This is a genomic window from Micromonospora sp. NPDC047762 (genome assembly GCF_043204655.1).
GTDB lineage: Bacteria > Actinomycetota > Actinomycetes > Mycobacteriales > Micromonosporaceae > Micromonospora.
Window position 1 is genome coordinate 317,105 of the sequence record NZ_JBIDCQ010000007.1, and the last position, 20,496, is coordinate 337,600.

The window sequence follows — 20,496 nt, forward strand, 5'->3', positions numbered from 1 at the left end:
TGCTCACGACTCGCCGCGCGGGCTGTTCTGGTAAGCCGCCAGCAGCCACTCGCCGTCGCGCTCGACGAGGATCCAGGACGCCCGGATGGCCCGGGCCGGCGACACGTCCTCGGTGCCGGGCTCCAGGACACCGCCCTCGGTCGTCAGCACCGCGACGCCGGGCGCGATGAGGCGGGCGTCGACCGGCGTGCCGGTGACCCGGGTGCCCTTGAGCTGGCCCTGGAACGCCTGCTCCATGTATCCGCGGATCTTGTCCCGGCCACGGCAGAAGACCCCGGGCAGGATCATGGTCGCGTCCTCGGTGAACGTGCGGGCGAACGCGTCGGCGTCGTGCTCCGCCCACGCGGTGACGATGTGCCGCGGTACCGCGGCCACGGCGGCCTGAGCCTCGGCGTTGAAGGTGCTCGTGGTCATTCTGGTGTCCTTTCTCGGCGGCTCAGAGATAGAGGGTGTCGGGTTCGAGGCCGCACAGGATCCGGCCGTACAGCTCGGTGTTGGTGTCCGGGTTCATCAGCGCGTGCAGGTTGACCGCCTGCACGTCGCGGGCGATGCGCTGGATGGGCACGTCGTCGTAGAGCGAGGAGCCGCCGCTGGCGCCGGCGAGAATGCCGACCGCCTCCCTCGCCAGGCGGCACGCGGCTCCCAGGTCGGCCCGGGCACGGGCGCGCTCCGCCAGGCTCCACGGCTGGCCGCCGGCCGACTTGTCGTCGACCTGCGCGGTGAGGCGGTGCACGTGGAACTCGGCCTCGTCGGTCTTCAGCTCCGCCTCGGCCACCTGGCGATGGGTCAACGGCGCCTCGGCCTGCTTCTCGTACCCCGTGTAGGTGATCTTGCGCTCGGGCAGCCGCTCGAGGAACGTCTCACCGGCCGCGCGGGCCAGGCCCAGCACGGTGCCCACCGACGACGCGGAGGCAACCGGCAGCAGCGGCGCCCGGTACATGGCGGGCGCGCCGGCCGCGTCCGGTCCGGTCCGGCCCTGGAGCACCACCGGCAGCGGCAGGAACCGCTCCGCCGGCACGAACAGGTCCTGGGCGACAGTGCTGACGCTGCCCGTGCCGCGCAGGCCGGACGTGTGCCAGTCGTCGACGATCTGCAACTCGGACGTCCGCACCAGCGCCATCACCGGCATGGGCGGACCATCACCGCCGACCAGCACCGCGATGATCTCCTGCCAGTGGCTGTGCAACGCGCCGCTGATGAAGCCCCACTTGCCGTTGACGACGATGCCCCCATCAGCCGGGACCGCCATGGCGGACGGGCTCAGGGTGCCGCAGATCCGCACGTTCGGCGTGGAGAAGACCTCCTCCTGCACCGCCTCGGGGAACAGGCCGGCCATCCACGTCGGAATCCAGTAGACGGAGGCGGTCCACGCGGTGGCACCGTCGGCCCGGCCGAGCGCGGTCGCGACGTCGGCGAGCGTGCGGGTGTCGGCCTCGTAGCCGCCGAACCGCTTCGGCACCCGCAGCTTGAAGACCCCGGCGTCGGCCAGGGCCTCGATCGTTTCGTCGGGCAGTCGGCGGTCCCGCTCGGCCTGCACGCCGTTCTTGCGCAGCAGCGGGGCGAGGTCCGTGACGCGCGCGACGATCTCCTCGCGCCTGGGTGTGTCGGTGGTGGTCAGCACGGCGGCTCCCTGAGGTCGTCGGTGGATGTCAGGCGGCGGGCACGGGGGCGGTCAGCCGGACCGGCAGCGTCCGGTGGCCGTTCATGATGAAGGTGGGCAACGGCTGCAGGTCGGCGACCGGCACCGCCAGCGCGATGTCGGGAAAGCGCTCGAACAGCGAGGAGAGACCGGTGGTCGCGACCGCCCGGGCCACCCCGGCGCCGAGGCAGTAGTGCGGTCCGTGGCCGAAGGAGAGGTGTTCCTTGTCGGCGCGCTTCAGGTCGAAGCGGTCGGAGTCGTCGCCGTGCAGGGCGGGGTCGCGACCCACCGCGCTGTAGTTGATCAGGATGGGATCGCCCTGCGGGATCGTCACGCCGTCCAGCTCGATGTCCTCGACGGCGTACCGCAGCGGCAGGTGCGCCAGCGGGGACTCGACCCGCAGCGTCTCGTCGATGACGTCGTTCCAGGTGGCCTCGCCGGACAGCACGAGATCCCGCTGCTCCGGGTTGCTGAGCAGGGCCGTGATGGCGTTGTCGAAGAAGTTGATGGTGGTCTCGGAGCCGGCGCCGAGGATGGCGAAGATGGTGTCCGTCAACTCCTCCTCGCTGAGCCGGGAACCGTCCTCGTCACGCGCGGCGATGAGGTCGCTGGTGATGTCCTCACCCGGGCTCTCCCGTTTGGTGGCGATGAGATCGGCCATCGCGCCGCGCCAGCCGGCCAGCACGGCCTGCGCCTGCTCCGGGGTGACGGTGGTGTCGACCATCATGTCGATCACCTTCGCCGTCTTGGCGCGAGCCTCCTCGGACATGCCGATGAGGTCGGCCACCAGGCGGGCCGGCAGCGGGTACGCGAACCGCTCACGCAGGTCCACCACCTCACCGGGGGCGGCGGCGGCCAGACCGTCGAGAAGCTCCTCAGTGATCTTGGCGATCCACGGCCGGATCGCCTCCGTACGCCTCGGGGTGAACGCCTTGCCGACCAGCTTGCGCAGCCGCACATGGTCCTTGCCGTACGCGGTGACCATGTTGTCCATCGCGATCCAGCTGATCATTTCCCAGTCCGGCGGGATCTCGCCGTTGATGAACGCCGGCCAGTGGTTGCGGGCGCTCTTCGTCACCCGCGGATCGGTGAGCAGTTGCTTGATCACCGCATAGCTGTTGATCGACCACGCCACCACGCCGCCGGGCAGAACCACCTGAGTAGCGGCGCCCTGCGAACGCAGCTTCGCGGCCTCACCGTGGATATCTTTTCCGGTGGTGTCCAGAGAAAACGGGCAACTGTCCATGGATGACTCCCAGTTTCGGCGGAGTGTTTCGGCCACGCGCCGGTCCGCCCGGCGAAGCCGATGTGCCCGTTCCGTGGGGCGCAGCGGATCGACCGGTGGCGTTGCACGAGCGTGTCATCAGCCGATCCGGCCATGCATCTCTCGGTGTGCGCACTCGGTGGCGGCCTGCGAGAACGCCCATGTCAGGTGCGGCGAGGGCAGCCGAGGTCGGGGCGCGAAGACCCGGCTGGCGACGGCGTCGTGTTCCTCGCCGGCATGCTCGGTGACGAGTCGCCCGCCGACGGGGAAGCGCTGGCGTTCCCGCCAGGCCGGAGCGCGGCTCGATGCCGCGCTCCTCTGCGGTGTCGGCCACTACAGTGGCCAACATGTCCGTACGTCCGCCTCTTGCCGAACAGTTCGATCTGCGCCCGCATCCCGAAGGCGGCTGGTTCAGGGAAACTTATCGGTCCGCTGTCACGTTCGAGCCCGATGGCTACCCGGGCAGCCGTGCCGCCGCGACGGCGATCCTCTTTCTGCTCGAGCCGGGTGACTCGTCGGCCTGGCACACCGTGCGGTCGGACGAGATCTGGTTCTGGCACTCGGGCGGGCCGCTGGCGCTGACAGTCGGTAGGGACAGTCGGCCGACGATCCTGAGTGCCGAGTGCCCGCAGATCCTGGTTCCGGCGGGCGAGTGGCAGTCCGCGAAACCGGCGGGCGACGAGCACGTCCTCGTCAGTTGTGTGGTGAGTCCAGGCTTCGATTTCGCCGACTTCACCATGCCGTGAGCACGCCCCCTGGCCTCCCCTCCTGCGCCGGGAGGGCAGCGCGGCGACACCGCCACGCCCCTTCGTTCAGTCGCTGACCCTGCTGCGGGACTGGTAGACCAGATCCTGGTACTCGGGATGCCGGTCGATCCATCCCGCGATGAACGGGCAGGTGGCCAGGACGAGCAGATGCGCGGCACGGGCTTCGTCCAGGGCCGTGCGGGCCAGTGCCGACCCGACCCCCTTGCCCTCGTATTCCGGCGAGACCTCGGTGTGCACGAACGCGACGAGTTCCGCGGTGCGGATGTACTGTGCGACGCCGGCGACCCTGGACTCCCCGTCGACCCGGGCCTCGTACCGGTTGGCCTCGGGAGCGTCCGTCACTTCCACCATCTCGTGTCCTCCATACGGCGCGCCGGAATCGACCTTGTCCGCGTACTCGTGAACGTCACAGTTGTCGGTCCTCACCTAACAGGGCCACGGTGCCACCGGAGGGGATCATCCTCCAGCACGGAGCGGTCCCAGTTCCCGAGGTCCGCAGCGGCCTCGTAGGTGGTGCGGAGGAACTCGGCGACCGCGCGGTCGGGGTCCGGTGCGGCGCGGGCGGCCTCGTAGGGCAGGAGGAACTGCTGGAACTCGGAACTGTAGTAGGCGCCTTCGGGACCGATCTGCCGCTCGGCGAACCCGTCGGGTGCGGGGTAGGCGTACGAGTAGAAGGGGCCTTCCTCGCCGCCGCCGGGCCAGAACCCGCAGCTGGACAGTTCGCGGGAGTAGCCCTCGACCATCACCCAGTCCCCGCAGTTGGGCACACCCCCGGGGTGTGGCGGGGCCGACCGGCCGGAGAAGCGGGTGCAGGCGAGGTCCATCCCGCCCCAGAAGAAGTGCACCGGACTGACCTTGCCCACGAAATGCGACCGGAACTCGCCGATGACCCGATTCGCCTGCAACAGCTGACGCCAGAACAGGGCGGCCGCGTCGCCGTCGTAGGAGGCGTGGTCGTGGTCCTCAGCGAACGGGATCGCCGGGTCGACCTCGTTGGGGTACGGCCGGATCGGTGCCTCGATCCCGAGTTCGTCGAGCATGGCCATGACCCGCGAGTAGAACTCGGCGACCGGCATCGGCCGGAGTGCGAGGCTCCGCGCGCCGCCGTCGCTGGTGCGAACGTCGAGCCGATGGCCGATGAAGTCGAACTCGATCTCGAAGGCTCCCGTGCCGTACGGGATGGCGGACGTCGTCAACCCGCGCGGGCTCACGTACAGGGTCACCTGCCACCAGTGGTTGAGGAACGGAGCGTGTGCCATGCGGATCTTGCCCACGATCTGGGTCCACATGTGCACTGTGTCGCGGGTGGCGGTCCAGTCCGAGACCCGCAGGCTCGGCCAGGTCGTCGTTGCCGGGCTCGTCATCACTACTCACATCCTTGGCGCTGTCACGAGAGGGTGACAGAGGTGTTGTCGTGGACCGGTCGCCGCGTCAGCGGTACTCGGGGTTGGCGGCGTCCGGATGAGCTCCTGCCTCCCAGGCCGTGCGCTGGTTGCCGTAGGCCGGGAAGCCACCAGCGCTGCGCATCATCGACGCGAGGTGGAGCAGGTTGTAGGTCATGAACGCGGTATTACGGTTGGTGAAGTCGTTCTCCGGCCCGCCGGAGCCCTCGTCGAGGTAGGACGGGCCGGGGCCGACCTCGCCGAGCCAGCCAGCGTCCGCCTGCGGCGGGACGGTGAAGCCGATGTGCTGCAAGCTGTAGAGAATGCTCATCGCGCAGTGCTTCAGGCCATCCTCGTTGCCCGTGAGCAGGCAGCCTCCGACACGCCCGTAGTAAGCGTACTGGCCCTGCTCGTTGAGCACGCCGGAGTAGCCGTAGAGCCGCTCGATCACCCGACGGGTCACCGAACTGTTGTCGCCGAGCCAGATCGGCCCGGCGATGACCAGGATGTCGGCGGCGAGTACCCGGGTCAGCAACGCGGGCCATTCGTCGGTGTCCCACCCGTGCTCGGTCATATCGGGTCGGACGCCGGTGGCGATGTCGTGGTCGACCGCGCGGATCTGGTCCACGGCGACCCCGTTCGCCTCCATGATCGCCACACTGCGATCGATCAGCCCCTGGGTGTGGCTACGCCCGGCGGAACGGTTGAGGGTGCAGTTGATGTACATCGCTCGCAACCCGGTGAAGTCGGGCTTCTCGATCACCGACGCGGTCATGGGCGGGGCCTTCCTGGTTGTCGGTCGCGCCCCCGGCCGGCCCGGTCCGCTCAACGAGCGTCGCACCCTGGCAGGGTCCGACGACGCACCGTCCAGCTCCCGAGCGCCTCCGCGCTGAGCGTCCCTGCGGCCGCCGCGATCGGCACGGGTGTGACGCGCCGATCGTGCGGTGACCACCCCAGTATTCGGCGCTCACCGGCGAGCGAACAGTGACACCACGTCACAGGCGATCGTGACACCACGCCACTGGCGCGTGCCGGATCACGATCTGAACCCCGACCGGCCGAGCGGTCGGGGGCCCATCAGGCGCGGGCCTGCGTGGGCTCGGGCCGCAACGCATCGCGTTGACCCGGCAGCACCCCGTAGTTAGCGTTAACAAGTCCGTCCAGTCTGGAGACAAACGTAACCGGCCAAGGAGGATCAATTGAGACTGCGACAGCCAAGACCACGTCTCGGGCGGAGTCGGAAGGGCAGAGGTGTCGCGGTCCTGGCACTGGGTGCGCTTCTTTCGGTCTCGATCGCGGCAACGCCCTCGTACGCCGCCGAGGAGCAACTCGCCCAAGGCCTGGTGCACCACTTCGCCCTCGACGAGACCAGTGGGACGACGTTGGTCAACTCGGGTAGCGCGGGTGCGGCGGCGAACGCCACGCTCGTCAATCCCGAGAAGGCGGCCCTGACCGGCGAAGGAGTCAGGTTCAACCCCGACTCCTACGAAAGCGCCCTCGACGGCGCATACGTGGCGCTGCCGAACGACATCACCGCCGGCATGTCCAACCTCACCGTGGACTACGACGTGTGGGTCGACCCGGCGAACGTCGGCGAGCACCAGATGTGGGGCTTCGGCCGTAAGTCCGGCTCGTGTGACGCCGACACCGGCGCCGAGGGCTCCATCTTCGCGTCGAACACCCAGCGCTTCCGCGTCGCGGTGGGTCCGACGAACCTCCAACAGAGCCGGGTCCGCATGCTCGAGAGAGCGTGGACCCATGTCACCTACACCCAGTCACTGAACTCGGATGGGACGAGCTGGACCGGCAGGGTCTACCTCGACGGTGTGCTGCACGCGACGTCAACGAACCTGACGACGGCGCCGTCGGTGAACGCCGCGGGGACCAACTGCAACTTCCTCGGACGCTCGCAGACAGCGGGCCACTACTCGTTCCGCGGAACGATCCGGGACTTCCGGGTGTACGACCGGGCCGTGAGTCTCGACGAGACACTCCTCCTGGCAGAGAAGACGGTCTCCGACGGCGTTCGCGCCGACGCCGCGGCCATCGACCTCGGCCGCACCAGTGCGGTCGTACGCGACCTCGTTCTGCCCAAGGTCGGCTCCGTGGCGGGCTCGGCCATCACCTGGACGAGTTCCGACCCGTCCGTCGTCGAGGTCAACACCCCGCCGGCCGTCGCCAGCGCCCGCAAGGTAGCGGTGACCGGCAGGATCACCCGGCCCGCACAGGGACAGGCCGACGCGACAGCCACGCTGACGGCGACTGTCCGCAAGGGCGCGCAGGAGGTCACCACACGGGAGATCCCCGTGGTGGTGAAGGCCGAGTTCGACGATGCGCAGGCTGTCGACCGTGACGCCTTCGATCTGACAGTGGACGGCGCCGACGGCGTACGCGGAAACCTCGACCTCGCCGCCAAGGGAGAGTTCGGATCCACTATCACCTGGAGGTCGACCACCGGCCTCGTCACCCCGATGGGCGTGGTCAGCCGCCCCGCCTTCGGCCGTGCGGACGTTGCCGCGACCCTGACGGCGACGATCACCAAGGGTAAGGCCTGGCAGAAGAAGTCGTTCCCGGTGACCATCACCGCCATGCCGCGTTCGGAGGAGTACGAGCGGTACTTCATGGGGTACTTCAAGGGAGAGGGGATCGCCGACGGCGAGCAGATCATGTTCGCCACTTCCAACGGAAACACCGCTCTGGACTGGACCGGTCTGACCGGAGGTCGGCCGTCACTCATCTCCCAGCTGGGCGACCAGGGGCTTCGTGACCCCCACATCGTCCGCTCCCCCGACGGCGACACGTTCTACATGATCGCCACCGACCTGAACTGGTACGACCAGGGCGGGTACGCCATCAACGACACTCAGTACATTGAGGTGTTCGAGTCGCACGATCTGGTGAACTGGACCCCTCAGCGGCACGTGAAGGTGGCGCCCGACAATGCGGGCAACGCCTTCGCACCAGAGTCGCTGTGGGTCGAAGAGCTCGGCGCCTACGTCGTGTTCTGGGCCCAGTCGCTGTGGAACGACCCCGTGAACCGCACCGGTCAGGGGAACGCGCAGATGTGGTACGCCACGACGCGGGACTTCAAGACGTTCTCCTCTCCCCAGGTCTGGCAAGATCCGGCCCCGCTGTCGCGGATCGACACGACCGCGATCCGCGTCGGCGACCACTACTACCGGGTGACCAAGAACGAGGCCGGCAACCAGGGCTCGGACATCTTCTCGGAGAAGCACACCGACTTCCTGGACAGCAACATCGCCAACTGGACGTTGGTCGCGCCTGCTCTGGGGCGCACGACGTGGGTCGCCAACCAGGGGTACGAGGGACCGGTCATCTTCAAGGCCAACCCCGGTGACACCGCCTGCCCCGGCCAGTTCTACCTCTGGGGTGACCGGTACACGAACGGTGGTGGGTACCAGGCCGCGTGTCACGAGAACATCGAGGCTCCTACCTGGAACGCCAAGACGATCACGATGACCAACGCGGGTGTCGTCCGCCCCCGGCACGGCACCGTGATCCCGCTGACCGTCCGCGAGTGGAACGACATCCGCGGAATCCCGAACAGCGACGTCACCACCACCACAGAGGTGGCTGTCGAGCCGTACGTGAGCGGGGCCCAGACGACCACTGCCACCGTGACGGTCACGGCAGCTGACGGGTTCGAGACCGGCGGTCAGGTACGGATCAGCATCGGCTCGTGGTCGAAGCTCGCCCACCTGAGCGACGGTGCGGCGACCGTCACGCTGCCGACGGGTCTGCCCGCGGGTGCCCGGACGGTCAAAGCCGAGTACGTCGGCTTCGACTATCTGAAGGCGTCGGAAGGTACGGCGTCGTTCGAGGTGCCCTCCGGCCCGGCCGCCGTCAAGGTCAAGGCGAAAGCCACGCCGGCGTCCGTTGTCCGCGGGGACACGTTCACACTGAACGTGACTGTCGGGCCGGCGGGCGGACCGAAGCAGCACGCTCCGACCCCGACCGGCGAGGTCACCGTCACCTTCGGCGGCGCCGTGCACGTCGTGCCACTGGCGCACGGCAAGGCCGTCGTCGAACTGCAGACCGCCGACCTGCGGCCCGGGGCCTACCAGGTCCACGTCGCCTACTCCGGCAACCCGACGTATCAGCCCTACGCCGCCGATTACCAGAAGTTGACGGTACGGAAGCAGTAGGCACCCCGACGAGACGCGCCACAGTAGTGGGCGGGCGAGATCGATCTCGCCCGCCCACTGCCCGTGGGCCTGTGTCTCAGATGGCGGACCTTCGGCCGACCTCAGCCCGCTGACTCACGACCCTGGTGGGGAGCCCGTGCAGTCGGGTGCGCACCACCAGGTCGTGCAGGGCGTTCACGGCTGCCGGATCTGCGCGTTCGGGCAACACCGAGGTGTCCCGGGCCGTCTCCAGCTCGGTGCGCAGCCACGACACGTCGGTGGCGAGCCGCCCTGCAACGCCCGCGGAGGGCGGGCCATGCTCGGCTTCCCGTTTGGCGGCAATGAGATCCGGTACGTACGACAACCTCGATCGGTTGGCAACCACCCTGCTGCGAGTTCAGCGGCGTCACGGGTCAGGAAGAGCCTGTGGCAAGTCCGAACTCTTCGGCGACAAGGCCCAAGGACCGTACGCGGTCGGCGGGGTCGTGGATCAACGAGGTGAGCATCAACTCGTCGGCCTGGGTTCGCCTCTGCAGCGCTGTCAGACCTTCGCGCACCATGTCGGGCGCCCCGTGGATGACGTTGCCCAGCCAGCTTTTGACGAACTCCTTCTCCTCCGGCGCGTAAGGGCGGTGCTCCGCCTCGTCCGGGCGGGGAAGGGCGGCCTGCTTTCCCTGCCGCGCAAGCATCATCATCAGCGCACCCGGCCGAGCCAGGCGTTCGGCTTCGGGTGCGGTCGGGGCGCAGGTGACGTTCACGGAGACCATCACGTGTGGTGCGGCCAGGGCGGCGGACGGCCGGAAGGTTCTCCGGTACTCGTCGACGGCCCGCAGGGACTGCACGGGATTGATGTGGAAGGCAGCCGCGAATGGCAGGCCGAGGCGTGCCGCCACCTCTGCACCCGTGGCTCCCGAGCCAAGTGTCCAGACGGGAAGGTTGGGCGCCGCCGGCACCACGTGCACGTTGTCACGCCGGTAAGGATGGTTCTCTGGGAAGGCGTTGCGAAGGAAGCCCAGAAGCTCCTCGACGTCGTCGCCGAAAGTGCTGCCATCCGAGCCCTCGCCGCTGCGACGCAGCGCCTGCATGACCGACGGCAGACCACCGGGACTTCGGCCGACCCCCAGGTCGATGCGGCCGGGATGGAAGGCGTTCAGGACGCCGAACTGCTCGGCCACGATCAGTGGTGCGTGGTTGGTGAGCATGACCCCTCCCGACCCCAGCCTGATGAAGCGGGTCGCGGCACCGAGGTGGGCGAGGAGGACGGCAGGGGCCGGGCTGCTTGAGGCGGGAAAGCTGTGGTGTTCGGCGACCCAGAAGCGCCGATAGCCCCAACGCTCGGCGGCCTGCGCCAGGGTCCTGGTCTGGTGGAGCGCGTCGGCCGGCTGGCTCCCGGTGCCCCTGATGACCAGATCGAGAATCGACAGCGGTGCCGGACTCGTCCCGTGCCGCCCGTCCGGGGCCGCGCCTGTCGGCAGATTGGTGCCACGTCCTTGTTCCATCGCCACTCCCCTGACCTCGAACCGAAACGAACGTGGGGCCTACTGAGGCACCATCGTCAGACCAACGTCTCGCCACCATCGACGGCCAGCGTGGTGCCGGTCGTGAAGGTGCTCGTGAGGGCATAGAGGACCGCGCGGACGACGTCGTCCGGGTCGCCCACCCGACCGGCCGGGTTGCGGGCCGCCCGACTCGCGAAGAGCTCTTCCTTCTGCTCCTCGCCGAGCGCGTCGTAGGCACCGCTGTCGATGGTGCCCGGCGAGACCGCGTTCACCCGCAGCGGTGCGAGTTCCACGGCCAGGGCCCGGGTGACCGCGTCGACGCCACCGTTGGTGGCTGCGACCGCCAGCATGCCCGGCACCGGCTTGCGGGCTGTCGCGCCCGAGAAGAAGACGAAGCTGCCGTCCTGCGGCATGCGCGGCGCGAGGTGTTTGGCCAGCAGGATCGGGCCGAGCACCTTGGTCGACAGAGACTGCAGCACGGCGGCCGGCTGCAGCTCGCTCAGACGTCCGCGAGCCCGGGCCGATGCTGTCGACACGACATGGTCGACGCGACCCAACCGTTGCGCGAGCGCCGCCACGCTCGCCTCATCCGTGACGTCGGCGGATTCCACGGTCAGCTCCTCGCCGTACGCGTCCGCCAGGGCGTCACGGTTGCGGGAGGCGACGATCACTGTGGCGCCGGAGGCGCGTACGGCGGTGACGATCGCACCGGCAATGCCGCCGCTCCGGCCAATCACCAGGACTGTTCGGTTCTGCAGTTCAGTGGGCATAACTCAGCTCCTCTTCGGGATTCAGGCGGACGCCATCGAGGGTCGCCAGGCGGAGTTGATCAGCGGTTGACGACGGTGGCCTGGGCTCGCGCCTCGTCGATGACGCGATTGAGAGTGGTGAGGTCCTGGGGTCCGTCGTGACGCCGGCCGTTGACGAAGAACGTGGGAGTGCCGGCCACACCGCTGCGGTCGGCCGAATCGATGTCGCGCTGAACCCGGGCCTCGTGCCGGTGGCGGGCCAGGTCGTCGCGGAACTGGTCGAGGTCGAGGCCGAGCTGCTCGGCGTACCCGGTCAGGTCGTCAGGGGTGAGTCGGTCCTGGCGGTCGAGCAGCAGGGTGTGCATTGGCCAGAAGGCACCCTGGTCCCCGGCGGCCTCGGCGGCTTCGGCGGCTGTCTGCGCGTACGGATGGACGTCCGGCAGCGGCAGATGCCGCCACACGTACCGCACGTCGGTGTTCGCGATGAGCAACTCCTGGGCGGTGGGCCCGACCATCGCGGTCCAGGGGCATTCGAAGTCGCCGTACTCGACGACGGTGACGGCGGCGGTGGGAGGGCCTTGGATGTGGTCGCGGTTGTCGTCCACCGGCTCGGCCAGGTCGACCAGCCGCCCCGCGGTGCCGAGCAACGCCCGAGCCCGTACTCCCTCCGGAAGGGTCTCGATGACGCGGTAGACGGCGAAGCTCAGCAGAGCCGCACCGGCCGCTGCCGCAAGGATCCCGATTTTTGCCTGGTCGAGCGCATCACCGGTGAAGGCCAGGTTCGCGATCAACAGCGATACGGTGAAGCCGATCCCGGCGATCGTGCCGCTCTCCAGGACCGCGCCCCAACCAACGGGTGGGCGCAGCGAGCCTCCGCTGAGGCGTTCCGCCAGCCAGGAGGTGAGGACGACGGCAGCCGGCTTGCCCACGACGTAGGCGAGGACGACGCCGATCGTGATCGGCGATCGGAGGGCCTGGCGCAGCGAGTCACCGTCGATGACGATGCCCGCGTTGGCCAGCGCGAACAGCGGGACGATCCCGTAGCTGGTCGCGGCGTGCAGGGTATGGCGCATCCGGGAGTTGGCCGACAGCGCACCAGCCAGACCCCGGGTGGCCACGGCCGCCAGCTTCGCCGACGGCTGCTCCCGGAACAGCCGGACCAGCCTGGTCGCCTCCTGAAGCTCGGTGCGGCTGGGCGTGTATGCCGTCGTGGCCAGCCCTGCGGCCAGCCCAGCGACCACCGGGTCGACGCCGGCCGAGAGCAGCCCAGCCCAGGTCAGGACGGTACCCAGCGCGAAACTCCAGCCTCGGAGCCGGTGCGGCAGGCGGCGGCCTGCCAGCAGGCCGGCGTAGGCCACCACGGCCACCGCCATGCCCGGCACCGCGATGTGCTCGCTGTAGGCGAGGGCGATCACGATCAGGGCAACCAGGTCGTCGACGACGAACACGGTCAGGACGAAGGTTCGGATTCGCTCCGGCGCGTGTGCCGCGATCAGCGAGAAGGCTCCCAGCGCGAGCGCTGTGTCGGTGGACATCGCGATGCCCCATCCCACGGCACCGGCTCCCCCGTGGTTCACGATCAGATAGATGCTGACCGGAATCACCATCCCCGCCGCGCCGGCGAGCACCGGGAGGGCCAGGCGACGTCGCTCGCGCAGGTCACCCAGATCGAACTCCTGGCGCGCTTCGAGGCCGACGACGAGGAAGAACAACGTCATCAACCCGCTGTTGACCCAGGTGCGTAGGTCGAGGTGCGCCGCCCATGGGCCGAGCTGGACGGTCAGGACCCAGGACCAGAGGCCGTCGTAGTCGAGCGAGGGCAGGTTCGCCCAGACGAGGGCGACGGCGATGGCGGCGACGAGGAGCGTGGCGCCGGCGGATCGGATACGCGGAGGCCCGCGGCGGGCCGTCGTCCCGATGGGCGTCATCACCGTGGACGTCATCGAGTCGGACTTGATCGCTTGTCGCACCTGCCGCATCGCTTTCCTCGTGACCGGTCCGGTCGGGTGAGAGCCTTGCCGTTCGCTTGCGCACGGCCACCGGCCAGCCCCTGGCTCGGCGTGCCGGCATCGTCAGGCGGAGAGAACCGCTGATCTCAGGGAACTCATCGCGTGGAAGGCTCGCGACTTGACCGTTCCGATCGGCACGCGAAGGAGGTCGGCGGCATCGCCTGCGGTGCGGCTCTGGAGGTAGACCTCCTCGAACGCTCTACGGCGCTCGGGGCTCAGCTTGCGGAACGCGTCCAACATGGACTCGCGGGCCACCACGAAGTCCATCGGGTCCGCCGGCGAGGAATAGTTCTGCAATTCGCGTTCGCCCTGGAACTCCTGGGGCCGCCGTACGCGCTTGCGCGCCTCGTCCGCCGACACGTTGCGAGCGATCGTGAAGAGCCATGGCTGGATGTGGTCCTCGTCGGCGGGGACGTCGCCGATGTGCCGCCAGACCTTCAACATCGTCTCCTGCAGGAGGTCTTCGACGATCTGCGGCCGGTAGGTGTTGATTCGTTTGAGATACCGGAGCAGGACGCCGGAGCGTTCCTCGAAGATCTGCCGCAACTTGTCCACGTCGTCGAGGCGTGGAGCATGACTGGTCATCAAGAACTCCTGGACCGCGTGGTCGCCTTCCCTCTGTCGGGCATGGCCATGGACAGCCGGCGGCCGAGGAAGTCGCGGATGATCGTGGCAACCTCCTCGCCGGCGCTTTCGAGCAGGAAATGCCCGCCGTCGAGCAGGTGGATCTCGGCGTCGGTGGCGTCGGTGGCGAAGGCCCGCGCACCGTCCGGGCCGAAGATCTCGTCGCCACGGCCCCACACCGCCAGCACCGGTACGCCACTGCTGCGCAGGTACTCGTGCAGACGAGGGTAGAGCGGCGGGTTGGTGGCGTAGTCGCGGAACAGGGCAAGCTGGATGTCGTCGTTGCCGGGCCGGCTCAGCAGGGCGTAGTCGTGATGCCAGGTGTCCGGGCTGATCAGGGTCTCGTCGGGCGTGCCGGTGAGGTACTGCCAGCGGGTCACGTCCAGGGTGAGCGCCGCACGGATGGCGGACTCGGTCTCCGGGGTCTGCTCCTTCTGGTAGTTCCACACCGTCTGCCAGAAGCTGTCGACGAAACCCTCCTCGTACCCGTTGCCGTTCTGCGTGATGATCGCCGTGATCGCCTCGGGGTCGCGCAGGGCCAGCCGGAATCCGACGGGTGCTCCGTAGTCCTGTACGTAGATGGCGTACCGCTCGATGCCGAGCTGCTTCAGCAGGTCGGCGGTGAGGTCGGTCAACGCGTCGAAGGTGTAGCCGAACTCGTCGGCTGCGGGAGCGTCCGACAGCCCGAACCCGAGGTGGTCGGGCGCGATGACGTGATACTGATCGGCCAGCGCCGGGATCAGGTTGCGGAACATGAACGACGACGTCGGGAACCCGTGCAGGAGGACCACGGTCGGCGCGTCGGTCGGGCCGGCCTCCCGGTAGAACAGTTGACGCCCTGCTACTGAGGCATACCGGTGGTGAACGTTCGGCACGACTCCCCCTCCTTCACTGCGGTGAACCGTCAGGACGGTCTTCGACCTGTACGGTTGCGAGCTTGGCTCGGCGAGAAAGGGCTTCGCCTCCGAATCAACCCCGGGCCGACCCCCGGCCTTGGCCCCGGGGGTGTTGGGCGATACGTCAATCAACAACGAGGCTCGCCGTACCTTTTAGGCAATATTGTCCCGTTCACGGGCTTCCCCGGGGAAGATTGCCAACGTCCGGGGGTGCAACCGGTGGCGGACCCCTGACTCGATCCGGCTGACGGCGCGCAGGATTGCCCGATGGACGTTGACCCAGACGCCGAGGGCCCACCGGCAAGCCCTCGGCCGCCGCTCGACGGGCCTGACGAGAACCGGCTCGAGGAGCTGAGGCGGCGTACGGCCGCCGGTTACGGCGGTGGGGTACGCATCGTCGGAAGGCGCGGCATCCGCAGCTCAGCTGCCTTGGACCAGCTGATCGACCAGGCTGCCAACTTCCGCGTGCTTCGGATTCGGCCGGTCGCTGCCGAGCAGGGGATCCCCTTCGCAGCGCTGCATCTGCTCTGTGGTGAGCTGCTTGAGGGCTGCGCGTTCCTTCCGAGCGCTCATCTCGCGACACTGAAGGCCGCGTTCGGCCTGATCGACGAGCCCAGGCCCTGTGTTGACGTGGTCGCGCCCGCTGTGCTCGAGTTGCTCAGCGGCATCGCCCAGGTGCAGCCCGTCTGCGCCGCCGTCGACGACGCCCACTGGCTGGATGAGCCCACCGCCGAGGTTCTGGCCTTCGTCGCCGCCCACGCAACCCAGCGAGCCCTGATGATCGTGCTCGCCGGCTTGCATACGCCGCAGCTCGACCCATTCGAGCAGTTCCCGGTGATCCACGTGCGGCCGATCGATCGCAGCGAGCTCCGCGGTCAGCTCGGGGCCGTCTGGCCGGATCTCGTCGACGAGGTCGTGGCCGAACGCATGCTGGCAGAATCCGGCGGAGAGATGTGCGTGCTGGTGGAGTCGCTGCGGGGCTACTCGGCGGCGGAGCTGGCCGGCGGATTCGCGATCCCCGGCCCACGTCGCGCCCGTTCGTGCTCGCACGCGGGCGACTGTCCGAGCGGTATCGGTCAGCTCACCCCGGTGTCGCGGCGGCTTCTGCTCGCCGCGGCGGCCGACCCGACCGGTGACGTCCCGCTCTTCGAGCGCATGGCCGCCGAGCTGGGCGCCGACCCGGAGATCCTCGTCACGGCCCATCTGGTCGAGGTCGGCGATCATGTCACCTTCGCCTGCGCAGAGCTGAGATCGGTCAGCTACCACTCGGCTGTGCCCGCCGAACGGCGACTGATCCACCGCAAGCTCGCCGAGAACACGATCGGCGATCCGACCCGGCGGTTGTGGCACCTCGGCCTGGCGGCCACCGCCCGCGACGACGTTCTCGCCGATGACCTCGCGACCCACGCCGGCCTGGCGCAGACCCGAGGTGGCACAGCGGCCCGTGCCGCATTCCTCGAGAGGGCCGCCCTGCTCACCAGCGAGCCGGCCGGGCGCGCCGACCGCGCGCTCGCGGCGTCGGCTGCGATGTACGACCACGGCGACCTGGCCGGTGCCCAGCGGCTCCTGGCCACCGTTGCGCCGGAGTCGCAGGACGCCGTCCGCGCCGCTCGGTGGAAATGGCACCGAGCTCGGATCCAGACCGCCGTGTGCTCCGGTGAGGAGCCCACACGCCAACTGCTGGAGGCCGCCCGGCGACTGTGGCCACTCGACCCGGCCGACGCACGGGAGGCATACCTCGATGCCCTCCTCGCGGCGACGCTCGCCAGCGGGCCCACGGATCGCGCGCTGCTGCTCGTCACGGCGACCGAGGCCCGCGCCGCTGTGTGCGAAGAAGGCCGCCGACCGGCCGACCAGCTTCTGTTCGGGCTGGCCACACGGGCACTCGACGGCTACGCCCGCTCGGTCGCCCCGCTGCGGGCAGCAATCTCGGCATTCCGGGAGCCCTCTCTCGACCCCCGGGCGGCACGGTGGCTCGGCCTCGCGGGTCTGCTCGCCGCAGACGTGTGGGACAGCCAGGCATGGCGAGACCTGGCTCAGCGTTACCTCGCGACCGGACGAGGCCCAAGACCCGACGACCTGCTCTCGCAGATTCCCCTGAAGGCTCGCGGTCACGACAGCGGGACCGCCGAGGTGCTCGCGGCCGCGGCGCTGCACAACGCGGGAGGGCGCTACGGCCTGGCCGTCGGGGCGGCCCGCACGGCGCTGCGGTCGGAGCATCCCGGCGTCACGGGTGGGGCGCTGATCGAGCTGGTCGAGGCGGCGGTCCGCTCGGGCGACGAGAGTCTGGCCGTTGAGGCCGCGGCCCAACTTTCGCGGCGCACCACCCCGGCGGGGAGCGACTGGGCGATGGGCGTCCAGGCAACTGCCGACGCGCTACTCGCCAACGAGCAGAACGCGGAGGCGTCCTACCGGGAGGCCATCGAGCGGCTCGGTCGCACCGGCCTGCCCGATCGGCTGGCACGGGCCGAACTGCTCTACGGCGAATGGTTGCGTCGGCGTAACCGCCGCGTCGAAGCGCGGGCTCAGCTTCGCGCGGCAAGCGGGCGTTTCGGCGAGGTCGGCGCCGTTGCCTTCGTCGAGCGGGCCCGCCGGGAACTGCACGCGACCGGGGAAAACACGCGTCAGCAGACCGGCGGGGCTCGACGGCAGCTGACCCCGCAGGAGACCCAGGTCGCCTCGCTGGCTCGGGCCGGATCGAGCAATGCCGAGATCGCCGCACAGTTGGCCATCAGCACCCGTACGGTCGAGTACCACCTGTACAAGGCCTTCGCCAAACTCGGCATCAGGTCCCGCGCGAAGCTGTAGCAGCTTCGGGATCTGCAGCGGTCATGCGTCCTTTCCGTCGCGATACGCCTCCAGCAGCCGCAGCCACACCTCACTGACCGTCGGAAATGACGGCACGGCATGCCACAGCCGGCTGATGGGCACCTGCCCGGCCACGGCGACCGTGGCCGAGTGGAGCAGTTCGGCGACTCCGAGCCCCACGAAGGTCACGCCGAGGATGTGCTCGGTTACGCTGTCGACGACCATGCGTGCACGGCCCTCATAGTCGTCCGCGAACAGACGAGCGCCAGCGACGGTTGCCGCCATGTCGACGTCGACGACCCGCACGTCATGGCCATTGCGGCGCGCCTGGTCGGCGGCGAGCCCGACCGCCGCAACCTCGGGATCGGTGAAAATGACCTGCGGTAGGGCGTGCACGTCAGCCGTAGCCGCGTGCGGACCCCAGGCTGAGGTGTCCAGGGCCCTACCTGCGGCAACGGACGCGATGGCGTCGCCGACGACGCGGGCCTGGTACTTGCCCTGGTGGGTCAACAGTGCGCGGTGGTTGACGTCACCGATCGCGTACAGCCAACCGCCCTCGACGCCGTGGACCCGGCAGGTGTCGTCCACGTCGAGCCAGGACCCCGACCTGAGCCCCACCGTCTCAAGACCGATGTCACCGGTGAGCGGGACGCGTCCGACGGCAACGAGCACCTCGTCCGCTTCCACCTCGGCTCCATCGTCGAGCACCAGCGTCACGGGACCGGTAGGTGACGGCCGGCGCATCGACATCACGGTCGCACCTTGTCGGACGTCGACCCCCGCCTTCCGCAGAGCCGCGCCGACCATCTCGCCGGCGAAGGATTCGAGCCGCGGTAGGAGACGCGGCTCCCGCGCCAACAACGTCACCGCAGACCCCAGACCTTGCCAGGCGGTGGCCATCTCCACACCGACCGCGCCACCGCCGATGATGGCCAAGCGCGCGGGAACGGCCGATGTGTCGGTGGCGGTCCGGTTCGTCCAGACCAACGCCTCAGCGATACCCGGCATGTCCGGGATCGCCGCGCGGCTGCCGGTACAGACCACCACCGCGTGCCGGGCCGTCAGACCGACGATCTGCTCCTCCGGGGTCACGACGGCGACACGACGCGGACCGTCGACACGGCCGTGGCCACGAAACAGGTCGGCACCGATGTCCTTGACCCACCGCGCCTGCCCGGAGTCGTCCCAACCAGTGACCGAGAGGTCGCGGCGGCGGAACACACCGGCAGCGTCGACGGGCCCGGTGACGGCCTGCCGTGCACCGTCGAGCCGGCGAGCCTCGTCCACCGCCACGACCGGGCGAAGCATCGCCTTGCTCGGAATACACGCCCAGTAGGAACATTCACCGCCGACGAGTTCCCTCTCGACGATCGCCACGGTCAGGCCAGCTGCCGTGGCGCGAGCGGCGACGCTCTGTCCGACGGGACCACCGCCGATGACGATCACGTCGTAGGTCCCGCCCGCGGAACCCTCGAATTCGGAATTTCCCATCCTTCTCGCCTTTCGGGATCGCACAGTCGGGTCAGCTTCGGCCACTGTCGCAGTCGGCCCTGTCGAGCGAGTCCGTACTGACCCCGGACCAACCCCGGGGCTCCCGTCGGATGTCGCATTCGTGGCGGCCTGCCCCCGGATCCGCCCGAGCGCGATTCGGAGTGCCTCCTCGTGCAGGACGCGCAGTGACTCGTGCAGGGTGCCGTCGACACGGTGCGCCGCTTTCCGAGCGCTCTCGAGTGCCTTCAGTCGCAGAAGCATCTGCTGCGTGATCGTGTCGAGTTGCGGACGCACATCGGACTCCAGATTCGGCCGGCATCGTGGCCGAAGTTCCGGATGATCCCTCCACAGGGCGTGCAGCCGCCGCTGGAGCACCTTGTTGGCCTCGATCTGAGCCCGGAAGAAGCGACAGCTGAGCGACGGGTCGATCCCGATCTCCCGGGAACGCGCGACGACGTCCGCGAGCAGCCGCTCCTCCCGAGCTTCGTCGTTGATCGGGGTCGTGCTGCCGTACTTGGCGGCGGCGACCTTGTCACCGAGCGCGAGCCGTTCCGCAGCGAGTGCCGTGAGCAGCGACTCCTGCTCGTTCACGTCTGACCACTCCATGACCGCTCTCACGTCGACTTCAGCGCCCGGTTCGACTGCCGGCCTGTGCCTACCGTCACGTTGCACGTCGCCTGCCGCCACAGCCCGCTGCACAACGGCACCCGGTCGACGCGATGCGCCGGTAAACCCCCGCAGGTTTGGTACAGGGCCCAGTCGGACACCGACCTCGCGGTTTGTCGCCGCCCCGATTTGGAAAGGATCTTGTCATGACCATTTGGAGCAGGCTCAAGGACCGGCGAAACAAGCAGATCCAGCAGCGGCGCCAGGAGGCGTACCTGCGTGCATCCGCAGGAGGAGCTACCCCGCAAGAGGCTCGTAAGGCTGCGGACCGGGCGGAGAACAGCGGGACGAACGCCGCCATCATGGGCGCAATCAACAGTTGACATCGCCGGACACGACGCGCAGCCCGAACGCGACGGGCTGCGCGTTTCATCTGTGTCGGCTGCGCTGATCGAGCGGAGAACGCACCCGCCGCGGCGTGGAACGCCACCACCCCCGGCGCGCAACGCGACCTGAACCTCGTCAGACGAGCCCACCCCTGTGATCTCTCACACCGGGAGAACTTCGCCCACGGCGCTTCGTATCTGTTGGTTGTGAGTGCTCAAATTCAACAGATC

The 20,496-nt window shown here is 69.0% G+C and carries 16 protein-coding genes and 2 pseudogenes; 4 read left to right on the forward strand and 14 right to left on the reverse strand.

Translation table 11 applies throughout. The features are described from left to right. Positions 1 to 3 precede the first annotated feature (3 nt). Genes ACGF3C_RS22835 through ACGF3C_RS22845 form a run of 3 tightly spaced genes read right to left on the reverse strand, consistent with a single transcriptional unit; the run spans position 4 to position 2,885 of the window. Positions 4 to 414: an SgcJ/EcaC family oxidoreductase gene (locus tag ACGF3C_RS22835; protein WP_393224945.1), complete on the reverse strand. Its 411-nt coding sequence runs from the start codon at positions 412 to 414 to the stop codon at positions 4 to 6. A 22-nt stretch (positions 415 to 436) separates the two neighbouring features. Then, positions 437 to 1,618: an acyl-CoA dehydrogenase family protein gene (locus ACGF3C_RS22840; RefSeq protein WP_357227210.1), complete on the reverse strand. Its 1,182-nt coding sequence runs from the start codon at positions 1,616 to 1,618 to the stop codon at positions 437 to 439. Positions 1,619 to 1,649: 31 nt separating this feature from the next. Continuing rightward, a complete protein-coding gene (locus ACGF3C_RS22845) occupies positions 1,650 to 2,885 on the reverse strand; it encodes a cytochrome P450 (RefSeq protein WP_393224948.1) in 1,236 nt (411 codons plus the stop codon). A gap of 365 nt (positions 2,886 to 3,250) precedes the next feature. On the opposite strand from ACGF3C_RS22845, the gene ACGF3C_RS22850 reads away from it, so the two are divergent. Then, positions 3,251 to 3,649 carry a cupin domain-containing protein gene (locus ACGF3C_RS22850; RefSeq protein ID WP_357227197.1) on the forward strand — a complete coding sequence of 133 codons (399 nt, stop codon included), beginning with the start codon at positions 3,251 to 3,253 and terminating at the stop codon, positions 3,647 to 3,649. A 66-nt stretch (positions 3,650 to 3,715) separates the two neighbouring features. On the opposite strand, the gene ACGF3C_RS22855 is transcribed toward ACGF3C_RS22850, so the two are convergent. The 3 genes from ACGF3C_RS22855 to ACGF3C_RS22865 form a co-directional block, all read right to left on the reverse strand. Next, entirely contained in the window at positions 3,716 to 4,021 is a 306-nt protein-coding gene (locus ACGF3C_RS22855; RefSeq protein WP_355008669.1) for a GNAT family N-acetyltransferase, read from the reverse strand. A gap of 71 nt (positions 4,022 to 4,092) precedes the next feature. After that, a complete protein-coding gene (locus tag ACGF3C_RS22860) occupies positions 4,093 to 5,034 on the reverse strand; it encodes a DUF5996 family protein (RefSeq protein WP_393224951.1) in 942 nt (313 codons plus the stop codon). Positions 5,035 to 5,101: 67 nt separating this feature from the next. Then, positions 5,102 to 5,827 (reverse strand): flavodoxin family protein, encoded by a 726-nt coding sequence (locus ACGF3C_RS22865; protein ID WP_357227191.1) that lies wholly within the window; start codon positions 5,825 to 5,827, stop codon positions 5,102 to 5,104. A 424-nt stretch (positions 5,828 to 6,251) separates the two neighbouring features. Here ACGF3C_RS22865 and ACGF3C_RS22870 point away from each other — a divergent pair, with 424 nt between their 5' ends. After that, the gene (locus ACGF3C_RS22870) at positions 6,252 to 9,218 is read left to right on the forward strand and encodes an immunoglobulin-like domain-containing protein (RefSeq protein WP_393224954.1); all 2,967 of its coding nucleotides are present in this window, start codon (positions 6,252 to 6,254) and stop codon (positions 9,216 to 9,218) included. Between the two features lie 76 nt (positions 9,219 to 9,294). Here the strand turns inward: ACGF3C_RS22870 and ACGF3C_RS22875 are convergent. The 6 genes and pseudogenes from ACGF3C_RS22875 to ACGF3C_RS22900 all read right to left on the reverse strand — a co-directional run. Next, positions 9,295 to 9,561 (reverse strand): annotated as a pseudogene (locus ACGF3C_RS22875) (hypothetical protein); the annotation flags it as partial. A 49-nt stretch (positions 9,562 to 9,610) separates the two neighbouring features. Continuing rightward, entirely contained in the window at positions 9,611 to 10,696 is a 1,086-nt protein-coding gene (locus ACGF3C_RS22880; RefSeq protein WP_393224956.1) for an LLM class flavin-dependent oxidoreductase, read from the reverse strand. A 56-nt stretch (positions 10,697 to 10,752) separates the two neighbouring features. Then, on the reverse strand, positions 10,753 to 11,466 hold the full coding sequence (locus ACGF3C_RS22885) for an SDR family oxidoreductase (RefSeq protein WP_393224959.1): 714 nt from the start codon (positions 11,464 to 11,466) through the stop codon (positions 10,753 to 10,755). 59 nt (positions 11,467 to 11,525) lie between these two features. Next, the gene (locus ACGF3C_RS22890) at positions 11,526 to 13,415 is read right to left on the reverse strand and encodes a Na+/H+ antiporter NhaA (RefSeq protein ID WP_393224962.1); all 1,890 of its coding nucleotides are present in this window, start codon (positions 13,413 to 13,415) and stop codon (positions 11,526 to 11,528) included. A gap of 102 nt (positions 13,416 to 13,517) precedes the next feature. Continuing rightward, positions 13,518 to 14,039, reverse strand: coding sequence for a sigma-70 family RNA polymerase sigma factor (locus tag ACGF3C_RS22895; protein ID WP_393224964.1), 522 nt, complete (start codon positions 14,037 to 14,039; stop codon positions 13,518 to 13,520). Continuing rightward, positions 14,039 to 14,953, reverse strand: coding sequence for an alpha/beta hydrolase (locus ACGF3C_RS22900; RefSeq protein ID WP_357224081.1), 915 nt, complete (start codon positions 14,951 to 14,953; stop codon positions 14,039 to 14,041). The genes ACGF3C_RS22895 and ACGF3C_RS22900 overlap by 1 nt, the downstream gene beginning before the upstream one ends. A gap of 288 nt (positions 14,954 to 15,241) precedes the next feature. Between ACGF3C_RS22900 and ACGF3C_RS22905 the strand changes: the two genes are divergently transcribed. Then, the gene (locus ACGF3C_RS22905; RefSeq protein ID WP_393224967.1) at positions 15,242 to 17,782 is read left to right on the forward strand and encodes a LuxR C-terminal-related transcriptional regulator; all 2,541 of its coding nucleotides are present in this window, start codon (positions 15,242 to 15,244) and stop codon (positions 17,780 to 17,782) included. A gap of 21 nt (positions 17,783 to 17,803) precedes the next feature. Here ACGF3C_RS22905 and ACGF3C_RS22910 read toward each other — a convergent pair whose 3' ends face one another. Next, complete coding sequence (locus ACGF3C_RS22910) at positions 17,804 to 19,273, reverse strand: dihydrolipoyl dehydrogenase family protein (protein WP_393225152.1); 1,470 nt, start codon at positions 19,271 to 19,273, stop codon at positions 17,804 to 17,806. Positions 19,274 to 19,582: 309 nt separating this feature from the next. Continuing rightward, positions 19,583 to 19,879, reverse strand: a pseudogene (gene aroQ / locus ACGF3C_RS22915) (gamma subclass chorismate mutase AroQ); the annotation flags it as partial. A gap of 206 nt (positions 19,880 to 20,085) precedes the next feature. On the opposite strand from aroQ, the gene ACGF3C_RS22920 reads away from it, so the two are divergent. Further along, the gene (locus tag ACGF3C_RS22920; protein WP_393224970.1) at positions 20,086 to 20,262 is read left to right on the forward strand and encodes a hypothetical protein; all 177 of its coding nucleotides are present in this window, start codon (positions 20,086 to 20,088) and stop codon (positions 20,260 to 20,262) included. The last annotated feature ends 234 nt before the right edge of the window (positions 20,263 to 20,496 follow it).